The sequence below is a fragment of the Paenibacillus ginsengihumi DSM 21568 genome (assembly GCF_000380965.1).
Taxonomy (GTDB): domain Bacteria; phylum Bacillota; class Bacilli; order Paenibacillales; family NBRC-103111; genus Paenibacillus_G; species Paenibacillus_G ginsengihumi.
Genome location: NZ_KB905566.1, coordinates 46,195 through 69,568 on the forward strand (window position 1 = coordinate 46,195; position 23,374 = coordinate 69,568).

Below are 23,374 nucleotides of genomic sequence, written 5' to 3' on the forward strand. Positions count from 1 at the left end.
GTTTGTGTGCGGCCTTTCGATCCTACCCGCCTACGGCTTCCCTGGATCAAGAGAAAGTCATCCGGTCGTTTCGGCATGTTAGCGATCAGCTTTGGACGCTGTACCTTCAAAAAAAGATCAGTTTGTCTGCATTTCGCCACGACGCGCCGAGGCCTGCCTGAAGCAATTTGATCCGGATATTTCCGAACAGGATGTAACCGAATTTCTTCATTATTTCGAAGAAGTCAGCCTGCAATCGCTGAATCCTAATGAAGATGTTTTGAATATGATTCGCGACTTGAAAAGCCGATTCATAACGGGCATCGTGACCAATGGCACCGGGAAGCAGCAACTCGAAAAAATGAACCGGCTCGGACTTCATGACGTTATTTCGCCGAATGCCATTTTTATATCCGAGCAAATCGGTCACCAAATACCGGCACTGCCGTTCTTTCAGAAGGTTTGTTCCTCTTTGCATATCAGACCGGAGGAGATAATCGTTGTCGGCGACTCCTGGGAAATGGACATCGTAGGAGCCATAGAAGCGGGAATGCATGCGGTTTGGCTGCGAACCAAGAGTCAGGAGCCCGGCACTTCGCATCAGCCTTTCGCTGTCATTGACCGGATTACGGAGCTGAGAAATGTGCTCAGTCATACCAACGGTTGAACTTCGCTCCATTCTCTCCCGTCTAATGGGTAAAACCTTATACGGGAGGTATACTCCTTGAAAAAAAGCGCTTGGCTGATCGGAGCGGCGGCTCTTTGCGTCGGTATATCGGGGCTCGCCTATGCATCCAACCCGATTCAATTGGCGGTTAACGGAAAAACGATCGAAACGGATGTGCCTCCGGAAATCAAGGACGGGTATACGATGGTTCCTGTGCGCTCGATTGCCGAGGCGCTGGGGGCGAAGGTGAACTGGAATGAGGAGCGGCAGACCGTCCGCATTGAGTCGGATTGGGAGCAGCAAATTTCCCTTCTGCAGCAGGGCTACGCGTCCCGAACGCCGCAGGAAGCGGCGCAGACCTGGGCGGAAGCGGTCAAAAACCGCAACGGCGCCGTCCAGTTCGCTGTGCTGTCCCCTGAGCTAAAGGAACAGACAAGAGAGCATTATGAGCGAATCCATTGGGTTACCGGCATATCCAGCCCGTGGGTCGAGCAGTTTCAAATCGCGGACGAGCGGGAAGCCGGAGAACACCGATGGGAATTCGACCTTGAGTTTCAAATGAAGACGTCGACCGGCAGTGCCGGCCTTGCAACGGCCAGACTAACCGCGGAACAAATCGAAGGAACATGGTACATTACCCAGGTGTTAGGCGGTACGGACGGCGTACCGAACGTTGCTCCTGACGACATCCGGACGGACGCCGCGGAAGTGCGGGCGGTGGTGAAGAAGCTGAAGCTGGATGTATCTCAAACGGACATCGGTCAAATATTCGGACAACAGTATGCGAAGGTTGTCGCCGCCTTGGACGGCAGCAGCATGTGGCGGTACGATTTTGTCGATCATCAAGGATATATCGCGAAGGCAGCGTCCGACGGGACCAACGTGATGGACGATGTCGACCGGTCCGGGCTGGAAAGCGGCGCGCTTCGCATGCAGCTGTTTGTAGAATGGGATGCGGACGGTCGCGTTCGGGAGTATTCTTTGTATTATTTGGACAGAGACGGAAGCATAGCCAACTACCGGCTGTATGCGGACGGAAAGATTCAATTGAAGTAATGGCTTAAACGCAACAATTCCAAAAAGCTGGCGTGCATGCGCTGGCTTTTTGGCATATCAGCAGGATGGTTCGATATGATAAACCTTGATTTTGCCCCAGACGCTTTTCCAATTCTTCTTGGCAATGCGTTCCTCGTATATTTTCGCTCTTTCTTCCGTTTCTCTACAAATCAAGTGATTTGGCGCTGCGCAGTACCTCCATCATCCACTCGTCAGCTTGTACAAGTTGAATGATGTCCTGCTCATTTTGTAATTTCAAAATCATCGCTCCCTCGAACATATATTCTTATTATACCTGATAATAAAATAATGGGAAGTCTTTACATTCCCGCGAGCATAACAAAATATGCGGGGTTTGGCTGCATTTCAATGGAATATGCGGGGAATAAAGCACATTTTTTTGATAATGTAACCGTATACAGCGCGATTGCGCCGTTTTTTAGCAGAGAGGGGGCCAAATGGCCAAAGCGAAGCTGAAGTTTCCGCTTAAGAATCGGAACATTGGGGGGAAGGGTGAACCGCCTTTAAAACCGGAGTATACACAAAAATAAGAAGTCGGTCGCGCGTGGTTAGTCATATTAAAGAAGGGGTGTTCAAATTGATACGCAAGCTGAAATATTGTATGTTGATTGGCGCCATAGCATGGTTGCCGGCCTGCAGCGGCGGAAGCGGAGGACCCTCCGGCCCGTCCGATGGAGGAAATGCGGAGAAGCCGTCCGATGAACCGGTCGAGCTCGTCTTTTATTCGATCGCCCGCGACAGCGAGGAGTCGTTCAATGAACGGATGGGCAACGATATTCGGCAAAAATTCCCCAACGTGACCATTAAGTACATCCAGAGGACGGCCGGGGAAACCGATTTGGAGCAAATTTTGCTCACCGATCAGAAGATCGATATGATTTGGGGATCGCAAGCGACATGGGGGAGCGTCCTGAAATACGGCCTGGAGTACGATATGACGGAGCTCATCAAGAAGCACGACGTGGATCTGAGCCGAATCGAGCCCGGGCTCGTCGAGGCCATCAAGCAAAGAAGCGATGGCGGCATGTACGGAATCCCATACGAGAACAGCACGATGGCTATCTATTACAACAAAGATATTTTCGATAAATTCGGGGTCGAATATCCGAAGGACGGGATGACTTGGGACGAATTTTACGAGCTTGCCCGCAAGGTGACTGGCTCCATCGACGGTCAAGACTACATCGGATATTCTCCGTCGCAAAACCATATGGTGCTCATGAATCCTTACTCACTGCCGCTGATCGATCCGGCGACAGGGCGATCCACGTATGGCGACGTGAGGTGGAAAACGATCCTGGAAACGGAGCTGCTCCGCTTCGCCAAGGACCCCGTCTACAAATCGGCCATGGACAAATACAGAAAAGGAAAGCTGCCGGATACGAACACATTCCTCAAAGACCGGGTCGTTGCGATGTATCCCGGAGGGCCGCTGACGCCGATCGTGCTGGCCAGCGAAATGGCCGCTTTCAATTGGGATCTCGTAGCCGCGCCGACATACGAGGACCGGCAAGGTACCGGCTTCCAGTCTTATCCGAACTATATAAGCATCACCAATATGAGCGAGCATAAGGATGAGGCTATGGAGGTGATCAAGTTTTTAATCTCCGATGAATACCAGACGAAGCTGTCCCGGTCGGGCAACATGACGGTGCTTCGGAACGAACAGATTCAAAAGCAGATGGGCGAAGACGGCGCCTTCAAAGGCAAAAATTACAGCGCGTACTTTTATAACAAGCTGGCGCCAATTGCCCAGGGAGCCAATGTCCAAACCGACAAGGACCCGCTCTATTCCATCACCAACCGGTTAGTTCCGATCATCAACGGGGAAATCGACATCAATACGGCTTTGCGCCAGGCAGAGGAAGAGGTCAATATGGGGATTAAAGCGGTATCGAGCAGATAAGCGGGCTGGACGGCTCGGCAGTGCAGACCTTGTGCGCGGCCTTGGCCGTACGCCGCTTCCGCGCTCGCTGCATCCGCGTCAAGGAGCGGAAGCGGAGCAGCGTCCAGGCGGATGAATACAGACAAGCGATCAATGGAGAGGAGAAACCGTATGGTTAGCAATACTGCTGTCAATGTAAGCTGGCTTGGAGGAAGAAAAATATCCCCTGCCGGAAGCGGAGTGACGTGGGGCATTCCGTGGAAAAAGGGCGAGCTGCGGCGGGAGGAAAGTCTAACGCTGACGGACGCCGCCGGCCGGCGCGTGCCGCTGCAGAGCTGGAGCGCGGCGTATTGGCCGGACGGCAGCGTCAAGTGGAGCGCCCATGCCGCGTCCTTCCTTGCCGGCGTGAACGCCGCCGATACGTTCGTCGTAACGAAGGGAGAGCCGCCCTCTCCCGAGACTCCGGTGCAGGTGCGCGTGGAGAACGAATACATCGAGGTGAATACGGGCTTGGTGGTGTGCCGGGTGAACCGTTCGGGGGGCGAGGTGATCCGCTCGATTCACCGGGGCGAGACGCTCGCCTGCTCCGGCGGCCGGCTCGTCGCCATTCGCGAGGAGCGGATGAATGACGCCGGCTGGCGCGCCTGCAGGGAGCAGGATTTCGCGAGCAGCGTCGCCGATGCAGTTGTCGAGCAGAGCGGGCCGGTACGCGCCGTCGTCAAGGTGCAGGGCAGGCACCGGGCGGTCACCGCTTCCCGGGAGTGGCTTCCATTTACGCTGCGGCTGTATTTTTATGCAGGCCTTGCACAGATTCGGCTCGTCCATTCCTTCGTATACGACGGCAATCCGCACCAGGATGCGATCAAAGGGCTCGGCATCTCCTTCTCGCTGCCGATGAGCGGACCGCTTTACAACCGGCATATCCGTTTCGGCGGAGACACCGGTATGTTCAGCGAATCGCCCAAGCACCTCATGACGTTCCGCACCAAAGGAAAGTACGAGGAGCTGTTCCGGCAGCAGACGGCCGGGGAGCGGATCGCCTTCGATCCGCTTGAGGATGCCGGGTTCACGGAGCTTTTGGACGATGCGGCGGTATGGGACGATTTCAAGCTCGTTCAGAGCGCTCCGGATTATTACGAAATCGCCAAGCGGACGCAGGAAGCGTGCTGCTGGCTGAAGGCGGGCAGCGGCAATCGCTCCATGGGCGTCGCCTACGCGGGGAGCGAAAGCGGCGGTCTGGCCGCGGCCGTGAGGAACTTTTGGCGCAAATATCCGTCGTCGCTGGCCGTAAGCCATATGGCCCGGGCAACGGCCGAGCTGACGGTATGGTTCTGGTCCCCGGACGCGCAGGCGATGGACTTGCGCCATTACGATACGAAGACGCATCGGCTGTCTTCCTATGAAGGCTTTGATGAAATGCGCAGCACGCCTTACGGCATCGCCAACACGAGCGAACTGACGCTGTACTGCTTCGAGCAGACGCCGGATGCGCAGCAGCTGAAGGCGATCGCCGAGGCAGCGGATGCGCCGCCGCTGCTCGTCTGTAAGCCGCAGCATTATCATGATGCCAGGGCGTTCGGCCTGTGGAGCCTGCCGGACCGCGGCACGCCGCTCAAGGCGCAGCTGGAGGACCGGCTGGACGGGCTGATCGAGTTCTACAAGACGGAGATCGAGCAGCGCAAATGGTACGGCTTTTGGGACTACGGCGATGTCATGCACAGCTACGATCCGACCCGCCACGTCTGGCGCTACGACGTCGGGGGATGCGCCTGGCAAAATACCGAGCTCGCGCCGAACATGTGGCTCTGGTACATGTTCCTCCGTTCGGGCCGCGAGGATATTTTCCGCCTGGCGGAGGCGATGACGCGGCATACGAGCGAGGTCGACATGTACCATATCGGCGAATACGCCGGCCTCGGCTCGCGGCACAACGTTATCCATTGGGGCTGCGGCTGCAAGGAAGCGCGCATCGCGATGGCGGGGCTGCACCGCTACTATTATTATTTGACGGCGGACGAGCGGATCGGAGACATTATGAACGAAGTGGTCGATGCCGACTATACGACCGTGCATTTGGACCCGATGCGCTCCTATTATCCGAAGGACGAATTCCCGACGCATACCCGCGTCGGCCCCGATTGGGCGGCGTTCAGCTCCAATTGGATGACGCGCTGGGAACGTTATGAGGATACGCGGTATCGCGACAAGCTGCTGGTCGGCATTCGAGATATCAAAAGCATGCCGTTCCGCCTCAGGACGGGGCCGGTCTACGGCTACGATCCGGCAACCGGCCGGCTCATGCATTTCGGCGACGATAACTGGGGCCGGACGTTGGCCGTCTGCATGGGAGGGCCGCAGGTATGGTTCGAGCTGGCGGACATGCTGGAAGACCCGGAATGGGAGGACATGATGGCCGAGTTCGGCGAGTTTTACCTGCTGAGCAAGGAGGAGAAGGCGGAGCAGACCGGCGGAGCGATCCAGCAGGGCAACTGGGGGCACCCGGTGCTGGCCGCCGGCATGATCGCCTACGGCGCATATCTCCGCAACAACAAGGAGCTCGCCCGCAAAGTATGGGACATCCTGCTGGAGGAGCCGTTCACGGCGCGGATCGCTCGGCCCGATGACGTAGACGGACTCGAATATATCCGGCCGCTGCAGGAAATCGCCAATGCAGGCACGAATACCGCCTCGCAGTGGTCGCTCAACACGATTCTCAGCCTGGAGCTGCTGTCGGATTGGCTGCCGGAAGACCGCCCGGAAGCGTCCTGCCAGGAAGCGCCGGTATAGTTGCGGCGCGGCCCGGCGGGGGCGAAAGGGTGAAAGGCGAAGAGGCGAAAGGCGAAGAGGCGAAAGGCGAAAGGTGAAAAGGTGAAAGGTGAAAAGGTGAAAGGGCGAAAAGGCGAAAAGGCGAAAGGTGAAAGGGTGAAAGGCGAAGAGGTGAAAGGAGAAAGGTGAAAGGTGAAAGGGCGAAAAGGCGAATGCCCCCGCACTGTCGCCAGCGTGCAGGTTTGGCGCATACCGATAAAAAACCTCGCCGAAGCGAGGTTGAGCTTGCCCATATGGCGGCGACCCGCAGGCAAAATATCAGCGGCCGGTCCGAAGGGGGCTGCCGGCGGCGAGAAATTCGCTCGCCAGCGGCGGCTAACTCCACAGCCGGTCATTGCTGTAGTAATGGTTCCACTGCTCCGTCTCTTCCCACAGGCCGGGGATCGCGGGATGCAGGTGCTGGGCGATCACCTCGTCGTTCAACTCCTCGATGCCGAGCCCCGGCGCGTCGGGGACGGCGATATACCCGTTCTGGAGCAGCGGCTTCGGCAGCTTACTGATAATGATGTCGTCCCACCAATCGACATCGTTGGAATGAAACTCGAGCGCCAGGAAATTTTCCGTCGCGGCGGCGACGTGGACGGCGGCCAGGCAGGCGATCGGGCTCTCGGCCATATGGATCGCCATGGCCACGCCGTGATCCTGGGCCATGTCGCCGATCTTCTTCGTCTCCAGGATGCCGCCGGCGCTGAGCACGTCCGGATGGATGACCGATACGCCGCCGGATTCGATAAGCGGCCGGAAGTTTTCCTTCAAGTAGATGTCCTCGCCCGTACAGATGGGGGTGGTGACGGCGTTCGCCAGCCGCACGTACTGCTCCGTATACTGCCACGGAATCATGTCCTCCATCCAGGCGAGATTGTACTTGTCGATCCGCCGCCCGAGCTTGATGCAATCCTCGACGCCGATATGGCCGAAGTGGTCGATGGCGATCGGCACCTCATAGCCGACGACAGAGCGGACGTCGGCGACGTACTGCTCCAGCACGTCCAGTCCCTTCTCCGTAATATGAATGCCCGTGAACGGATGGGCGATGTTGTGCAGGTCGTACATCCTGCTGCGCAGCTGCCGAATCTCCTGCTCGGACAGGCCTGCGCTCGCCCGGTTGCGCCACCGCTGCGATACGTCGCGGAGCTCTTCCATGAACCCGAGCGGGGCGCTGACGGTGCCGGGCTCGCCGGCGAGAATGCCGAGGCCGAGGTCCATTTTCAGGAAGGTGAATCCTTTGTCCATCCGTTTCTTGAGCGCCTGTCCCATGGCCAGCCCCGTGTTTTTGCCCTCGACGTCGGTATCGCAGTACATGCGGATGCGGTCGCGGAATTTGCCGCCGAGCATCTGGTAGATGGGGATGCCGTACGCCTTGCCGGCGATGTCCCAGAGCGCGATCTCGATGCCGCTGACGCCGCCGCCCTGCCGGGCGTGGCCGCCGAACTGCTTGATGCGCCGGAACAGCTTGTCGATCTGGCACGGGTTCTCGCCGAGCAGGCGGCTTTTGAGCTGCAGGGCGTACAGCTTATCCGCGCCATCGCGCACCTCGCCGAAGCCGACCAGCCCCTGGTTCGTATACACCTTGATCAGGCTGCAATGCATCGGCGCGCCGACGATATCGGCGAAGCGAATATCGGTTATGCGCAGCTCGGACGGGCGGGAATGCGTGTTGACATGAGCCAGCGTCGACTCGAACGTTTCCTGTTGGATCATGCGAATGTCCCCTTTTCCTAAAAAGTGGATTGCTTTTTCGGTTCCGCGAACAAGGAATCTTGCCTTACAGCAGCATGCTTCCTCCGTCGATGCGTATGGAGGCTCCGTTCAGGAACGCTGCTTCCTCGGAGGCGATATAGCAGACCAGATGGCCGATATCGTAGGGGCGGCCGGTGCGTCCGAGCGGGAACTTGGCGATGAGCGCCGGGTTGTTCGCCAGCTCTTCGTCCTCGGGCACGAGCGGCCAGCGCGCGGTGACGGCTCCCGGCTCGATGGCGTTGACCGTAATGCCCCAGCGGCCGAGCTCGATCGCGCTTTCGCGGACGAGCATTTTGACGCCGCCCTTGCTCATGGAGTACACGGGATCGAAGTCCGTCGGCCGCTTCCCGTGGACGGAGCCCATGCATACGATGCGGCCGAAGCATCTGCTTTTCATATATGGGACGACCGCCTGGATGCACTGCCAATATCCTTTCAGGTTGACGTTCATCTCGCGGTCGAACGTATCGCCGTCATGCTGAAACAGCGTATAGTTGAGCTGCACGGCCGCATTGTTGACGAGAATGTCGATGCCGCCGAAGCGTTCGGCGACCTTGCTTGCCATGCGGTCGATCTCGCGCTTGTCGGAGACGTCGGCCGGGACGAGCAGCGCTTCGCCGCCGGCCTCGCCGATGCGCGCCGCCGTATCCAGCGCTCCTTCGTCGCTGTCGCCCGAACGATAATTCACGGCCACCTTCGCCCCGCGCCTGGCCAGCTCGACGGCCGCTCCTTTGCCGATGCCGGTGCCCGCGCCGGTCACCAGGGCGACTTTTCCGGCGAGACTCACTCTGCTCACCTCCTTACGTTTTCTGCGGCTTTTTCATCTTATGGTTCATATAATGCAGGACAAAGCCACCGTCCACCCGAAGCTCCGCCCCGTTGATGTAGCGGGACTGGTCGGAGGCCAGAAACAGCACGGCATCGGCCAAGTCGTCGAACGTGCCCAGCACGGCATTCGGCACTTTGTAATGGTAATCGTCATACAGCGTGGAAATGGCGCTGGCGAACGTCGCGTCGTCGCCCTCGACCGGGCCCATCTCGATCGTGTTGACGTTGACGCCGCTGCGGCCGAGCTCGAGCGCTGCCTCGCGGGCGAGCATTTTGACCGCACTGCGGGAGACGCTGTAGGCGAAGGAAGAGCCGGTCGGCTTTTCCGCATGAATGGAGCTGACAAAAATGATGGTGCCCGACTGTCTCGCCGCCATCCGCCGGCCGGCCGCCTGCGTGCAGATGAAGGCGGATTTGGCGTTCGCGTGCAGCACGTCCAGAAACGGCTCCTCGCGGCCTTCCGCTACGCTGAGGGGGACGACCTTGTTGTTGTTGTGAATGAGCACATCGACACTGCCGACAGATTCGGCGGCCTCATCCAGCAGGCCGTCGACTTCCGCGCTTCGGCACAGATCGACGCAGGCTACGGCCGTTTTGGCTCCTACGCTGCGGCAATAAGCGAGCTCGTCTCGAAGCGCATCCCCGCCGGAGACGCTGTTCAGAATGAAGCGGGCCCCTTCGCCTGCCAAGCGGCGAATGAGCGTTTTTCCGGCAGGGCTGTCCGCATCGGTAATCCACACAACTTTTCCGCTCAATCTCAAGTAGGAAAGCCTCCTTTCGCTTCGCAAGCATAGCGCGTTCGGCATTTATCCTTACTATACCTGGGAGAAGGGCTCCGGCACGATGCCGCAAATTTACGATTTTGTTTCCTGTTTTTCGTCAGCGGTATGCCGCCTCCATGAGGCCTTTGATATAACCGACGCCGAACAGGCGGCCGAGCGTCTCGTAACCGGGATGCTCGTTGGACTCGCCTTCCATCGTCGGCACGTGATCCGGTCGGGCCGGCCCGTCAAAGCCGAATTCGGCGTAGGCCTTCATCGCTTCGTACATATCCGTCTTGCCGTCGTCATGGAACGTCTCCTCAAATTTCTCGGCAGTGCCGCGCACATCCCGGAAATGGACGAAGAACAGCTTGTTCTGCTTCGCGAAGCGGCGAATCGTCGCCGGAATGTCGTCGCCGGCGGCGGCCAGCGTCCCTTGGCAGAGCGTGATCCCGCTGTATTCGCTGGGCACCAGGTCGATCGCCCGCTGCAGGGCGTCCGCGCTCGTCAAAATGCGGGAAACGCCGCGGATCGGCGATACCGGCGGATCGTCGGGATGCAGGGCGAGCCTCACCTTCGCTTCTTCGGCTACGGGGACGATGGCCCGCAAGTAATACTCGAGATTGTCCCACAGCTCTTCTTCGCTGATCGGCGCGTTGTCCGTGCAAGGGGCGTCCTTCATCAAGGAATGATCGTAGCTCGAGACGAGCGCGCCGCCGCGCGTCAGCGTCGTCGTGGAGGTGCGGAACCAGTTGAATTCGGCCATAAAATCGTAGCACCAGACCGGAATGCCGACTTTGCCCATGTTCCGGATCAGCTCCTGGATGACGGCGATCTCCTCGTCGCGTCCAGGCAAACCGAGCTTGATCCGGTTGGCTGGCGGGCGCGATTCGATGACCTCCACGGTCAGGCCGGCGTTTTCGAACCGCTGCTTCATCAGCAGCAAGCTTACGAAATCCCACGGCTTATGGCCGCTTTCCTCCCTGGGCAAGCCGGCAACGGCGTAATCGACGCCCATCTGCTTGGCCAGCGCCCACAGCCGCGTCCTGTGCGTCCCCAGCATTTCCGCCAGTTTCATCATGTCGCATCCTCCCCGCGAATTGATGGATTGGGCAAAATCTTTCCCGGTCCTGCCTTCCCGGCCGTTGACGCCGGTCGGCCTCTTGCTTCACACCTCTAATGTTACGCTTCTGCTCGCGGATGGCGATGCGGAAAATTTATGAAATGGTTTGATTTTTTTCGTTCCGAAAGGATTGAAACGCAGGAAGTTACTGGGTATAATGAGGGGGAGATGATAATATAAACTATTGTTTTATAATATCAAACAAGACATCATTGCGTTTGCTCGCTGCTAGGAGAAATCGAACGATGCCAATCATCCAATCGCTGGACCGGGCTTTGAAAATTTTGGACTTATTCGACGAATACACGACAGAGCTGAAAATTACCGAAATCAGCGCCAGGATGGAGCTTCACAAGAGCACCGTGCACTCGCTGCTGAGAACATTGCAACTGCACGGCTACATCGCCCAGGACGAGGAGACGGGCAAATACCGGCTCGGCCTCAAGCTGCTGGAGAAGGGGCAACTGCTGCTTAAGAGGATGGATATCCGCGACGTCGCGCGCAAGCATCTCGTCTCGCTGTCGGCCCGAACCGGGCAAACGGTCCATCTGGTCATCCTCGACGGCAAGGAAGGCGTATATATTGACAAGGTGGAGGGGGAAAAGGCGGCTATCCGCTACTCCCGCATCGGCCGCAGAGTGCCGCTGCACAGCAGCGCGGTGGGCAAGGCGCTGCTGGCTTTCCGCAGGCCGGAGGAGATCGAGGCCATTCTCAAGGACTATACGTTCGTCGTGCAGACGCCGGCGACGATCCGCGACAAGGCTGCGCTGCTGGCAGAGCTGGAACGGGTGCGGCGGCAGGGCTACGCCGTCGACGCCCAGGAGAACGAGCCGGGCGTCCGCTGCGGAGCGGTGCCGGTGCGCAATCACGCCGGCGCGGTCGCGGCAGCGATCAGCGTCTCGACGATGAGCTCGGCCGTGGATGACATCTTGTTCCTGGAATATATCGCCCAGTTGCAGCAGGAAGGGGAGGCGGTGTCGCGCCTGCTTGGTTACCGGCCTTAAGCTTTGCCGGCAAGAGCGGCTTCTTCTCGGGCGCATCTTGAGAATTCGTCGGCGGATCAATTCGCCGCCGAATTTTCAGCAGGCCGAAGGGGGCGGCCGATGCGGCGGCATTCGTCCGCTGCAGCTGTAGGCGTCCAGCGCGAATAGGGCCGGGCCTGGGGCCAGGCTGGGTCCCTGGGTCCCTGGGGTCCAGGCTGGGTCCCTGGGGTCCGTGACCCGGGGCCTCGTGACCCAGTGCCCCAAGCCGTCGGGCCCTTTCGAGCCGATGCTGCGTGCGCCGTACGAGCCGCACCGCGGGCTCGCGCACGAGCGGCCTCTGCGTGCTCACGTTCGAGTTGAACCAGCGGATTCTCGTTCGAGCCGCCCCTGTGTGCTGCCGTACGGGCTGATCTCACGGGCTGCTTGCTATACGGGCCGTCCTCGTGAGCTGCCGTACGAGCCGCCCCGCGGGCTCGCGCACGAGCGGCCCTCCCGCATGCTGCCGTACAGGCCGCCCCCGCGGGTTCCCGTACGAGGCTGCCCCGCGGATTCTCGATAGGGCTGCCAATCGATCTGTTCCCGCGAGTGCCCGTACGAGCCAACCTGCGTGCTGGCAATCGAGCTCCCCCCGCGGGTTTTCGTACGAGCCAACTTGCCCGGGGCTATTTTCAAGAGTGCTAGCAAATGTTGTATTTTGTACAACAAAAACGGGGCAATAACCCTCATTTGCGGCTCAAAGTTGTAGAAAGTGCAACATTTTCGACGATATTTCATGGTTTGGAGCCAATCTCGCCCAAATTGTTGCACAAAATACAACATTCCCCTTCCTCTAGCACGAAGGATACGAAAAATGTTGAATTTTTTGCAGGATTTGTTGCCTCATGTGCCTGGGGGTACCCGGATGCGCCCGGAGAGGGGCAGTGCTATTGCGGATTCGCCTACTGACGCAGAGTTTGAACACTGACATGGAGTCCGAACGTTAATGCAGAGTACGCCCGCTGCCGCAGGGCCGAACGTCAAAGCGAGTTTGAACGCTGGCGCAAAGTTCGCCCGCTCCCGAGCGCTGATGCAAAGTACGCCCGCTGCCGCAAGGTCCGAACGCTACGCAGAGTTCGGGGAAGCCGCCGATTAAGTAGCCCCTGTCGCCGCAAAGTATAGATTGGCACGATCAAGGACCTTGACCGAGGGCCGGCTTTACCCAAATTACAGAACAAAGTTTTATAATATAAAACGAATGGCATAAGGAGTGAACGCACGATGAACATTGTCCGTTATTTGGAGACGCCCGCTTCGCCGCGTCTCGGTGCGGTTGCCGGCGACGGCAAAGTGTATGCGCTTCCGCATAGCGACTATATCGCTTTGATCAAGGACGCGGACGCGCAGGGCGTATCGCCGCTCGCGCTCGTCCGCTCGCTCGTCGCCGGCCGGACGCCGGTCGCCGCCGCACCGGAGGAGCTGACGCTGCTGGTGCCGATCGAGGCGCCGGAAGTATGGGCGGCCGGGGTCACCTACGAGCGCAGCCGCGAGGCGCGAAACTACGAGGCGACCGGCGGCCGGATGGATGCGTCCACCTTTTACGACAAGGTGTACGACGCGGAGCGGCCGGAGCTGTTCTTCAAATCGACGGCTGCCCGCACAGTCGGGCCGGGCGGCGAGGTGCAGCTGCGCAGCGATTCGCAGTGGCAGGTGCCGGAGCCCGAGCTGGGGCTCGTGCTCGACGGGCAGGGGCGAATCGTCGGCTACACGATCGGCAACGATATGAGCTGCCGGGATATCGAGGGGGAGAACCCGCTCTATTTGCCGCAAGCCAAGGTGTGGAGGCGCTCCTGCTCCATCGGGCCGGCGATCCGGCTCGCCGAGGCGGTAGCCGATCCGTACAGCCTCCGCATCGTCTGCCGCATTTTCCGCGGCGGCAGTCAAGTGTTCGAAGGAACGGCCAGCACGGGGCAGCTGAAGCGCAGGCTGGAGGAGCTGGTGTCTTATTTGCTCCGCGACAACGACATTGCCGAGGGCACCGTGCTGCTGACCGGCACGTGCATCGTGCCGCCTGACGACTTTACGCTGGCCGGCGGGGATCGTATCGAGATCGAAATCGAAGGAATCGGCAGGCTGACGAACCCGGTCCGAAGCGCCGGATAAGTCCGCATGAGGCAGGCGAACAGCGCGATATTGGCTCAGCATGGCAAGCTAAGCTGGGCGCGCCTATGGCGAACGATCCTTCCCGTTAACGATCGTCCCCTGCGCTGCTAAAAATGCATCGAAGGAGTTTGCCAAACGAGCAGGATGGATGTACGCCGACAGTAAGCGCTTACCGAAAGCCTGGCGTTATTTTCGCATCATTTCGCATTTATCTGCTAAATAACAACTTCTAATAACATTAGAATCTTCTTTCTAAAATAACATAACATTTTTCATCTAACACATCTCATCCGATAACACATATCATCCGAAAGGGGAAATTCACATGAGCGCATTTGCGGGAGGACAGACGTATTTGAACTATATTAACGGAGAGTGGACGGCGGCGGCCGCAGGCAAAACGGTGCCCAGCATCAATCCGGCCCGGCCGCACGAAGTGGTCGGCTACGTGCCGGCGTCGGACCGCAGCGATCTGGACCGCGCCGTAGCGGCGGCCAAGGCGGCGCTTCGCCCCTGGCGCAAGCTGTCGGGAGCGGCGCGGGGAGACATCTTGTTCAAAGCCGCTGCGGCGCTGGAGCGGAGGGCGGACGAGATCGCCGAGACGATGACCCGCGAGATGGGCAAAACGCTGCCGGAGGCGAAGGGCGAAACTTTGCGCGGCGTCGCTATCCTGCGGTACTACGCGGGGGAAGGCATGAGGCGGATCGGCGACGTCATCCCGTCCACCGACAGCGAGGCGCTCATGTTTACCACGCGCGTGCCGCTCGGCGTCGTCGGCGTCATCGCGCCGTGGAATTTTCCCGTGGCGATTCCGATCTGGAAGATTGCTCCGGCGCTTGTTTACGGCAATACCGTCGTGCTCAAGCCGGCCCAGGAAACGGCCGTGACGGCCGTCAAGGTGGTCGAATGCCTGGCCGAAGCGGGCATTCCTGCCGGCGTGCTGAACCTCGTCTGCGGCAGCGGCTCCGTCATCGGCCAGGGGCTGGCCGAGCATCCCGACGTGAACGGCATCACCTTCACCGGCTCGAACCAGGTCGGGAAGCGGGTCGGCCAGGCAGCCTTGGCCCGCGGCGCGAAGTACCAGCTGGAGATGGGCGGGAAAAACCCGATCATCATCGCGGCGGACGCCGACCTGGACCAGGCGGTCGAGGCGACGATCAGCGGCGGTCTCCGCTCGACTGGCCAAAAATGCACAGCGACCAGCCGCGTGATTGTGATGAGGGACGTATACGAACCGTTCAAGGCCAAGCTGCTGGACACAATCGCGTCGATCCAAGTGGGCGACGGTCTCGATCCGGACGTCTGGATGGGCCCCTGCGCGAACAAGCAGCAGCTCGATACGGTGCTCGGTTACATTCAGAAAGGGCTGAGCGAAGGCGCCGCGCTGCTTGCCGGCGGGGGGCGTCCGTCCGATCCGGCGCTGGCGGAAGGCTTTTACGTGCAGCCGACGGTTTTCGACAACGTCTCGCCCGGCATGGCGATCGCCCGGGAAGAAATTTTCGGTCCGGTGCTTGCGCTCATTCCCGTCGATACGCTGGAAGAGGCGATCGCGACCGCCAACGACAGCGAATTCGGGCTCAGCGCCTCCGTGTATACGCGGGATATCGGCGCGGTTTTGGCCTTCATCCAGGAAATGGATGCCGGACTCGTCCGGATCAATGCCGAGACGGCCGGCGTTGAGCTTCAGGCGCCGTTCGGCGGGATGAAGCAGTCCAGCTCCCATTCCCGGGAGCAGGGGCAGGCGGCGATCGAGTTTTTCACTTCGGTAAAAACGGTTTTCGTCAAGTCGTAACCGCGGGAGGACGCTATGCACGAGACGATTGCAGCGGTCATGGGAGAAGCTTCCGCCGCTCTTTACGAGGTGACAACGCGCGCTCCGGGGCCGGAAGGCAGGCTGCCGCTGAGCGACGAACTGCTGAGGCATGCGCCGAGCGGCGATTTGTTCGGCATGTCGCAAAACGTGGGGATGGGCTGGCAGCCTGACCGGCTGAACGGCAAGCCATTTTTGCTGCTGAGCACGCAGGGCGGCATTCGCGGCGACGACGGTACGCCCATTGCCCTTGGCTACCATACGGGCCACTGGGAGGTCGGGCTGCTGACGCGGGCGGCTGCCGCCGAAATTGCCGCCGCGGGCGGCATCCCTTTCGCCGGATATGTGAGCGATCCGTGCGACGGCCGCTCGCAGGGGACGACCGGCATGTTCGATTCGCTGCCGTACCGCAACGACGCAGCCGTCGTTTTTCGCCGCCTTATTCGCTCGCTGCCGACGCGCCGCGGGGTGATCGGCGTCGCCACCTGCGACAAAGGGCTGCCCGCCATGATGCTGGCTCTGGCCGGCAGCCGAGAGCTTCCCGCCGTCATCGCGCCGGGAGGGGTGACGCTGCCTCCCGTCGCCGGGGAAGACGCCGGGAAGATTCAGACGATCGGCGCGCGGTACGCGAGCGGCGAATTGACGCTGGACGAGGCCGCCGACCTCGGCTGCCGCGCCTGCGCCACCCCTGGCGGCGGCTGCCAGTTCCTGGGGACGGCCGCCACGTCCCAGGTCGTCGCCGAGGCGCTCGGGATGGCCGTGCCCCATTCGGCGCTGGCTCCTTCGGGGCAGCCGATCTGGGAAGAGATCGGTCGGCAGTCCGCGCGGGCGGTCATGAACCTGGAGGCGCGGGGCATCCGGATGCGCGACATCGTGACCGAGGCGGCGATCCGCAACGCGATGGCCGTGCATGCCGCCTTCGGCGGCTCGACGAACCTGCTGCTGCACATTCCCGCCATCGCGCATGCCGCCGGGCTGCAGGCGCCGACCGTGCACGACTGGATTCGCATCAACCGCGCGGTGCCCAGGCTCGTCAGCGTGCTGCCGAACGGGCCGGTGCCGCATCCGACCGTGCGGGCGTTTTTGGCCGGCGGCGTGCCGGAGGTCATGCTGCATTTGAGGCGTCTCGGCCTGCTCGAGGAATCGGCGCTGACGGCAACAGGCGAGCCGCTCGGGCGCGTGCTGGACTGGTGGGAAACGAGCGAGCGCCGCAGCCGCTTGCGCGAGCGGCTCAAGGTGGCGGATGGCGTCGATCCGGACAGCGTTATTTTGGCGCCGGAGCAGGCCGCGGCGCTGGGCCTTGCGTCCACGGTGACGTTCCCCACCGGCAATCTGGCGCCGGAAGGCTCCGTCATCAAATCGACGGCGATCGATCCTTCGGTGCTGAGGGAAGACGGGGTTTATTACCATAAAGGCAAAGCGAAGGTGTTTACGACGGAGCGGGCGGCAATCGCCGCCATCAAGAACGGCGGCATTCAAGCCGGCGACATGATGGTGCTGATCGGCCGCGGCCCGTCGGGAACGGGCATGGAGGAGACGTACCAGCTGACGTCGGCGCTGAAGCATTTGCCCTTCGGCAAGCGGGTATCGCTAATTACCGACGCGCGGTTTTCCGGCGTATCCACCGGCGCCTGTATCGGCCATGTCGGACCGGAGGCGCTGGCGGGCGGCCCGATCGGCAAGCTGAGGGACGGCGATACGATCGAGATCGTCATTGATCCGAAGGCGCTTGCAGGCAGCGTCCATTTCGTCGGGGAAGGGGAGAGCGAATTTTCGCCGGAGGAAGGCGCGCGGATTTTGGCCCAGCGTCCGTTCCATCCGCAGCTTGCCGCTGATCCCGCGCTGCCGGACGATACCCGGCTGTGGGCCGCGCTGCAGTCGGTCAGCGGAGGCACGTGGCGGGGCAGCGTGTACGACGTGGAGCGGATCGTTGCGGCGCTCGAGGCGGGAAAAAAAGCGCTGGGCTGGACATGAGCAGCAGACGCAGCAGACAGGAGCCGGCGGCCGTTCTCGTTCTGCCTGCCGCCGCTGAATATATCCGCGCATAGTCTTCTTAGCGCTTGGCAGCCGCCGCCCGCTCGGGCTGCCGCTTCGGGCCGGGGGAGTCGAAGCGCTTCGGCTGAAGCAGCGATGATGCCAGATAGATAACGAGAAACAGCGCCATCGCCAAGGAGGCGTACCGGTACATCGCTGCATAAGAGGTTTGCGAAGCGATGACACCGAGCAGCATCGAGCCGAAGGCGACGCCGATGTCCGTCGAGTTGTAGAACAGACCGTTCGCCGCACTGTGCTGCTCCGGGGGCGATTCCTTCAGCATCCATGCCTGCGCCGTCGGCTGAATTCCGCCAAAAGCGAGCCCGTACAGCATCGCGGAGACGATCAGCATCGGCAGCGAATGGGTGTAGGACAAAAGCAGCAGGCTGGCGATCATCAGGATCGCGGCCGGGACGAGCACGGCTCCCGGTCCTTTGCTGTCGAACAGGCGGCCGGAGATCGGCCGAATGATCAGGACGGTGATGGCGTTAAACAGGAAAAAAAGCCCGACCTGCTCCAGTCCCGCCTCTTGGCCGAACAAGGCCAGGAAGCTGAGCAGCCCGCCGTAAGTGACGGCCATCAGGATGTTGAGCGAAGCCGGCAAATAAATGCGCGCGTTCAGAGGCCGGCGTTTCGCGCCCGCCGACTGGCCAGGCCGTGCTCGCCCGGCCTGATTGGCCGGCGCTGAAGGCACGCTGCGGGTCAGCAGGAGCAGCGGGATGATCAGCGCGAGCGTCAGCGTGCCGAGCGCAGTTAACGGCGGGAAGCCGTAGCGCTGAAGCACCGACAGCCCGATCATCGGCCCGAACGACATGGCCAGGCTGGTCGACAGCCCGAAGTAGCCGATGCCTTCGCCGAGCCGCGAGCGCGGAATGAGCTCGGACACCAGCGTCGGAAGGACGGTGCTGGCGATTCCGAAGCCGATGCCGAACAGCACCCGCAGCAGCAGCACCTGCGGGACGGAGCCGGCGAACGAGTACAGCGCAGTAGCCGCCGCGGCGATAGTCACCCCGGTCCATAGCAGCGCGCTGCGGCTGACGGAGCGCATCAGCTTCGCTGCCGCGACCCGGGCGGCGATGGCGGCTAGGGCGAAAATGCCCGTGACGAGGCTGAGCGCGAAGTCGCCGGGATGAAATTGCTCCTTGACATAGGAAGGAAACGGCGACAGCAGCATTTGCAAAGACATGAACAACAACAAAGAACTGACAGTAATCGTAATGAACGAGCGGGTCCACAGCTTTTCCCGGTGCGATTCTGGTTGCGATTCCGACAATGGATGTCACTCCTTTATTCATTCGCTATAGCAGCCCGTCCACGTTATCGCTGATGCGGCGCAGCATGCGCAGCAGCATGGCGTATTCATCGGCGGTCAAGCCGGCCGTCGCGTCCCGTATCGTATCGTACTCGATCGGGGCGATCTGCTCTCTCGTCTTTCTTCCTTTTTCCGTCAAAAAAATACGAAAAGAACGCCGGTCATTCTCTCCCGGCCGCTTCTCGATGAAGCCCTTCGCCTCAAGCGCGTCCAATATGCGTGTCGTCGTCGGCTTGTCCTTGCCGGAACGCTCTGCGATATCTTTCTGAATCTGCCCGTCCTGTTCGCCAATCCGGTAAAGCACCGACCATTGCTCGGGCGTCACGTCGAAATCGGCAATGCGGTGAAGCAGCAGCGTCGATACTTTGCGGTATGCGATCCCAAGCCAAAAACCGGCCGAGCTGTCCAGGTCGAAGCGGCTTTGCTCCAAGCGCTCGTCGCTCATAAGGAAACCTCCGGTTAAATAGTTGCTTTGACAATTATAAGTGTTGCAACTAATGCTGTCAATCGATTCATCTTGAGGCGAACAGGGCCAAGACCGGCCGATAGGCAGAAATTGGGCTTTACAAGCGGCTTGGCCAAAGGTTAAAATAATTAACAACTAAATATTTGAACATCGCTTAGTTTTCTTGGATGAGAAAAACGGGGGAACCAATCTTTATGGGGTGAATCTGCGTGCATGCGTCGCATGTGCGCGGTAGGGCGATTCTCACCGCCCGAATCCGTCAGCTAACCTCGGAAGCGACAGTGGGAAGGATAGATGTGTTATGAGAACACGAGGTCTAGCCTTGTGTTTTTTTAATTCGTTTAACAATAAGCGATGTTCCCTTCCCTTCATTGAATTTTGAAAGGAGGACGAACGTATGGTCTGCAAGGAGCAATTATTCCGTATGTTTGACAGTCTGAACGAGACTGATCAGAAGAAGGTTTTTGAGTTTATGCAATTTTTGGCAGACCGCGGCAGCGACCAGCTGCCAACAGAGGACGTCATCAAGCTGTTCGGGAAAAATTACTTCATCGTTCCCGATTAATCCGCGTCCGAGAACGGGCGCTCTCAGCTTCTGTTTACCCGGAGTCTGCCGATCACGCACTTTATGCTGCAGTCTTCCCGGATGCCGCCGATCACGCACTCTAGCAGCTGTCTTTCCCCGGGGCTGCCGATCTTGCCTTTACCCGCCGGATGCTTCCGCTTTTACGCTTCTTCATTGTTGTCCATGCCGGAAGCTCTCTGTTCGCCCGATGCTTGTTCTGCCCCGGCCTTAACCGGCCGTTTCCCTTCAGATAAGCATGAAAAACCGTCTTATTTTCCCAGCTTGAACTCGATGCCAGCGATCGCCTGACGAAGCCCGGGCTGCCAACCATCGCAATCGCCAATTTACATCCGGCAAGTCCCGTGATAAATTACAGTATATGGATGATGGCAGCCGCAAGACAATATCCATGGGACCGGAGGAAACCGATGATGAAAATCATGCTCACTTCGGATGGAATCGGCAGCAAGGCCGTCCAGGATCAATTGTTCGCATTGCTTGGCGCCCCTGCTTCCGGGACGAAATGCTGTCTGATCACGACCGCTTCCTCCCGCAAGGAGCGGAGCGCAACCGCGGCAGCGGCGAAGGATTGCTTTCTTCGCGCGGGCTTCGCCTGCTGCGACTTTGTGGATATCGAATTCGAGGACTCGGCGAAGCTGGCGCAGTATGACGTCATTTACCTTAATGGGGGCAATCCGTTTTATTTGCTGCTGCAGCTTAGCAAAAGCAGAGCGTTAGATCGCCTCAGGACGCTGGCCGAACAGGGCAAGGTCATCGTCGGCGCGAGCGCGGGAGCGATGGTGCTGGCGGATACGATCGCGCACGTCAGCCGCTTAAACGCCATCGCTGGCTGCGAAACTATGGATTTGGACGAATTAACCGATTATCGGGCCGTGGGGCTCACTGACACGAAAATTGTGCCGCATTACAACCGCTGCCTCCAGGCGAACCCGTCCTTTGAAATGGAGCTTCGGCAGCTTGAAAGCGACTGCAAAATCCGCTTGAAAAGGTTAAGCGACGGGGAAGCGATCGTAATCCACGGCAATACGGTGACCTGGGTGCGCAGCGAAACGGCGTAGCGGTCTCGTGCAAAAGGGCTCCAGAAGATCCATTCCCGCAAGCGAAGCGCCATCCGCGTCCGTTAACGATTATGCCGCTCAGCCGCCGTCTTGACGTTCGCCAGTCCAGTCCGCCATAGCCGCATCATCCCCGGCGGGCCTCCCTTGTTGCCCAATCATGACGCAGGGTACTAGATGAAAATAGTACTAACCAAACGCGGCGGACCGATATACAATAGGAGCAGCATTGAAGGAGAGACGGAAAGGAACGTTGCGATGCAGCTGACGCGCGAAATCGAGGAACGGCTGGCCATCGTCAGACAGTACGAGACGGACTGCTACAGCATCTGCCATTATGTGCTGCAGGGCGAGCGGGAGGCTTGCGAGGCGGCGGAACAAGCTTTGCGCGGCTTGCTCGAAAGCGATGCGTTTTTTGCCGCTGACCCGAGGGGCCGGATGGAGCTGCTGCGCAAGCAATCGCTGAAGTCCGCGCTTGGCCTGAAAATGCATGAACTTAGCCGCGCGGCGCGGCTGATATGAAGGCGGCTACCAGACCGAAAACCATGAGCCGCCTTCCTGCGGACGTTTGCATTTAAAGTCGCCGCTCGCTTACCGGCGAATTTTCAACTCCTTAGCTGACGACCGATGACGCAAGCATTCGCTCGCCATCGGCGTCGATTAAACCGCAAACAGCCTCGGACCCGTATCCGAGGCTGTTTGTTTCGCATCACCGGCCCGCAGCGGCGCGGCAAAACCGCTCCAGCGCTTCCTCCACGACCGCGCGGGGGCAGGCCAGGTTGATGCGCAGCCAGCCTTCCCCTTCTTCGCCGAAGATGGAGCCTTCGTTGAAGGCGACGCCCGCTTTGTTGTACATCAGGTCCTTCAAGCCCCGGACGTCCAGCTGCAGTCCGCGGCAATCGAGCCACAGGAGGTACGTGCCGTCCGGGCGCATCGGCTTCACTTCCGGCAAATGCTCAGCCAAATAGCCGATGGCGTAATCCAGGTTGCCGGCCACGTAGTCGAGCATCTCGTCCAGCCACGCTTCGCCCTCCGTATAGGCTGCTTCGACCGCGTCCTGCGCGAAGTGGCTGGCCATATGCAGCGCGAGCGTCTTGATCCGGGCGTCGAAGCGGCGTCTCATGTCCGGATTGGAGGCGACGACGAACGAGGTTTGCAGTCCCGGCAGATTGAACGTCTTCGTCGCCGCGAGGCAGGTCAGCGTAATATTCGCCAGCTCCGGCGACAGCGAGGCGAACGGGATATGCTTGTGGCCCGGCAGCGCCAGATCGCAGTGGATTTCATCGGAGACGACGGTGACGCCGTACTTCAGGCACAGCTCGCCCAGGCGGAGCAGCTCCTCCTTGTCCCATATACGCCCTCCGGGATTGTGCGGGTTGCACAGCAAGAGCAGCTTGGCCCCTTCCTTAAAGAGCGACTCCAGCTGCGCGTAATCCATCGCGAAGCGCCCGTCTTGTATGAGCAGCGGGTTTTTGGCGACGATACGCCCGTTGTTCCGAATAACGTCGTAGAACGGGTAGTATACCGGCGATTGCAGCACCACCTTGCTGCCCGGCTCGCTGAACAGCTCCACCGCGATGCTGAGCGACGTAACGACGCTGGGAGCATCGCAGATCCAGGAGCGCTCCAGCGTCCAGCCGTGACGGCGCCGGTACCAGCCGATGATCGCCTCGAAGTAGCTGTCGGGATGAATCGAGTAGCCGTATAAGCCAAGAGCCGCCCGCTTCTCAAGCGCAGCCCGGACGGCGGGCGGGCTTGCAAAGTCCATGTCGGCGACCCACAGCGGTAAAATGTCGGGGCGGCCGAACAGCTTTTCGCTCTGGTCCCATTTGTATGATCGCGTATGGCGCCGGTCGATGCGGCGATTGAAATCGTAACTCAAGAACGGTCACCTCTTTGACGGATTTATCCCCTGATTATACCACCCCGCGCCAAAATCAACAAAGACAAGCGGCCGGGGTCCCAAGCAGAATCCGAAACAGGTTCAGGCCCACGAAGCGCATGCGCTGGAAATGGCGTTATGAATGGTGCACATCCCGTTATTCGGAAAAAGACGGCCGAATACTGCACTTTGTATCGGCCTGTTGATTTACCGCAAAATGG

18 protein-coding genes and 1 riboswitch are annotated in these 23,374 nt (G+C 59.9%); of the genes, 11 read left to right on the forward strand and 7 right to left on the reverse strand.

Annotated elements, in window-relative coordinates; genetic code table 11:
• Nucleotides 1-91 precede the first annotated feature (91 nt).
• The 4 genes from F591_RS30325 (at nt 92) to F591_RS27955 (ending at nt 6,395) form a co-directional block, all read left to right on the forward strand.
• Nucleotides 92-646, forward strand: a complete 555-nt coding sequence (locus F591_RS30325) for an HAD family hydrolase (protein ID WP_083935451.1) — start codon at nt 92-94, stop codon at nt 644-646.
• Nucleotides 647-703: 57 nt separating this feature from the next.
• A complete protein-coding gene (locus F591_RS29565) occupies nt 704-1,702 on the forward strand; it encodes a copper amine oxidase N-terminal domain-containing protein (RefSeq protein ID WP_019534809.1) in 999 nt (332 codons plus the stop codon).
• A gap of 598 nt (nt 1,703-2,300) precedes the next feature.
• Nucleotides 2,301-3,629, forward strand: a complete 1,329-nt coding sequence (locus F591_RS0111820) for an ABC transporter substrate-binding protein (protein ID WP_019534811.1) — start codon at nt 2,301-2,303, stop codon at nt 3,627-3,629.
• Nucleotides 3,630-3,779: 150 nt separating this feature from the next.
• Entirely contained in the window at nt 3,780-6,395 is a 2,616-nt protein-coding gene (locus tag F591_RS27955; protein WP_019534812.1) for an exo-rhamnogalacturonan lyase family protein, read from the forward strand.
• Nucleotides 6,396-6,749: 354 nt separating this feature from the next.
• Here F591_RS27955 and F591_RS0111830 read toward each other — a convergent pair whose 3' ends face one another.
• The 4 genes from F591_RS0111830 to F591_RS0111845 all read right to left on the reverse strand — a co-directional run bounded on the left by F591_RS0111830 (nt 6,750) and on the right by F591_RS0111845 (nt 10,844).
• Nucleotides 6,750-8,135 (reverse strand): mandelate racemase/muconate lactonizing enzyme family protein, encoded by a 1,386-nt coding sequence (locus F591_RS0111830; protein WP_019534813.1) that lies wholly within the window; start codon nt 8,133-8,135, stop codon nt 6,750-6,752.
• Nucleotides 8,136-8,199: 64 nt separating this feature from the next.
• The gene (locus F591_RS0111835; protein ID WP_019534814.1) at nt 8,200-8,961 is read right to left on the reverse strand and encodes an SDR family NAD(P)-dependent oxidoreductase; all 762 of its coding nucleotides are present in this window, start codon (nt 8,959-8,961) and stop codon (nt 8,200-8,202) included.
• 13 nt (nt 8,962-8,974) lie between these two features.
• Complete coding sequence (locus tag F591_RS0111840; protein ID WP_019534815.1) at nt 8,975-9,763, reverse strand: SDR family NAD(P)-dependent oxidoreductase; 789 nt, start codon at nt 9,761-9,763, stop codon at nt 8,975-8,977.
• A gap of 118 nt (nt 9,764-9,881) precedes the next feature.
• Nucleotides 9,882-10,844: a mannonate dehydratase gene (locus tag F591_RS0111845; RefSeq protein ID WP_019534816.1), complete on the reverse strand. Its 963-nt coding sequence runs from the start codon at nt 10,842-10,844 to the stop codon at nt 9,882-9,884.
• A 287-nt stretch (nt 10,845-11,131) separates the two neighbouring features.
• Here F591_RS0111845 and F591_RS0111850 point away from each other — a divergent pair, with 287 nt between their 5' ends.
• The 4 genes from F591_RS0111850 to F591_RS0111875 all read left to right on the forward strand — a co-directional run bounded on the left by F591_RS0111850 (nt 11,132) and on the right by F591_RS0111875 (nt 17,792).
• A complete protein-coding gene (locus F591_RS0111850; protein WP_019534817.1) occupies nt 11,132-11,890 on the forward strand; it encodes an IclR family transcriptional regulator in 759 nt (252 codons plus the stop codon).
• 1,236 nt (nt 11,891-13,126) lie between these two features.
• On the forward strand, nt 13,127-14,008 hold the full coding sequence (locus F591_RS0111865; RefSeq protein ID WP_019534820.1) for a fumarylacetoacetate hydrolase family protein: 882 nt from the start codon (nt 13,127-13,129) through the stop codon (nt 14,006-14,008).
• A 325-nt stretch (nt 14,009-14,333) separates the two neighbouring features.
• Nucleotides 14,334-15,800, forward strand: a complete 1,467-nt coding sequence (gene gucD / locus F591_RS0111870) for an alpha-ketoglutaric semialdehyde dehydrogenase GucD (RefSeq protein ID WP_019534821.1) — start codon at nt 14,334-14,336, stop codon at nt 15,798-15,800.
• Nucleotides 15,801-15,815: 15 nt separating this feature from the next.
• Nucleotides 15,816-17,792 (forward strand): YjhG/YagF family D-xylonate dehydratase, encoded by a 1,977-nt coding sequence (locus F591_RS0111875; RefSeq protein ID WP_019534822.1) that lies wholly within the window; start codon nt 15,816-15,818, stop codon nt 17,790-17,792.
• Between the two features lie 79 nt (nt 17,793-17,871).
• Here the strand turns inward: F591_RS0111875 and F591_RS0111880 are convergent, their stop codons facing one another.
• Both F591_RS0111880 and F591_RS0111885 read right to left on the reverse strand, forming a co-directional pair.
• Nucleotides 17,872-19,125 (reverse strand): MFS transporter, encoded by a 1,254-nt coding sequence (locus F591_RS0111880; RefSeq protein ID WP_019534823.1) that lies wholly within the window; start codon nt 19,123-19,125, stop codon nt 17,872-17,874.
• Between the two features lie 25 nt (nt 19,126-19,150).
• Nucleotides 19,151-19,609 (reverse strand): MarR family winged helix-turn-helix transcriptional regulator, encoded by a 459-nt coding sequence (locus F591_RS0111885; RefSeq protein WP_019534824.1) that lies wholly within the window; start codon nt 19,607-19,609, stop codon nt 19,151-19,153.
• Nucleotides 19,610-19,771: 162 nt separating this feature from the next.
• Nucleotides 19,772-19,923: riboswitch (cyclic di-AMP (ydaO/yuaA leader) on the forward strand.
• A 104-nt stretch (nt 19,924-20,027) separates the two neighbouring features.
• On the opposite strand from F591_RS0111885, the gene F591_RS31390 reads away from it, so the two are divergent.
• From F591_RS31390 to F591_RS0111900, 3 genes are all read left to right on the forward strand, one after another.
• Nucleotides 20,028-20,195 carry a hypothetical protein gene (locus F591_RS31390; protein ID WP_019534825.1) on the forward strand — a complete coding sequence of 56 codons (168 nt, stop codon included), beginning with the start codon at nt 20,028-20,030 and terminating at the stop codon, nt 20,193-20,195.
• Nucleotides 20,196-20,623: 428 nt separating this feature from the next.
• A complete protein-coding gene (locus F591_RS29570; protein ID WP_051109182.1) occupies nt 20,624-21,274 on the forward strand; it encodes a Type 1 glutamine amidotransferase-like domain-containing protein in 651 nt (216 codons plus the stop codon).
• 174 nt (nt 21,275-21,448) lie between these two features.
• Nucleotides 21,449-21,793 (forward strand): hypothetical protein, encoded by a 345-nt coding sequence (locus F591_RS0111900; RefSeq protein WP_156829535.1) that lies wholly within the window; start codon nt 21,449-21,451, stop codon nt 21,791-21,793.
• A gap of 187 nt (nt 21,794-21,980) precedes the next feature.
• Here the strand turns inward: F591_RS0111900 and F591_RS0111905 are convergent, their stop codons facing one another.
• Nucleotides 21,981-23,153, reverse strand: a complete 1,173-nt coding sequence (locus F591_RS0111905; protein WP_019534828.1) for a MalY/PatB family protein — start codon at nt 23,151-23,153, stop codon at nt 21,981-21,983.
• Nucleotides 23,154-23,374: the final 221 nt, after the last annotated feature.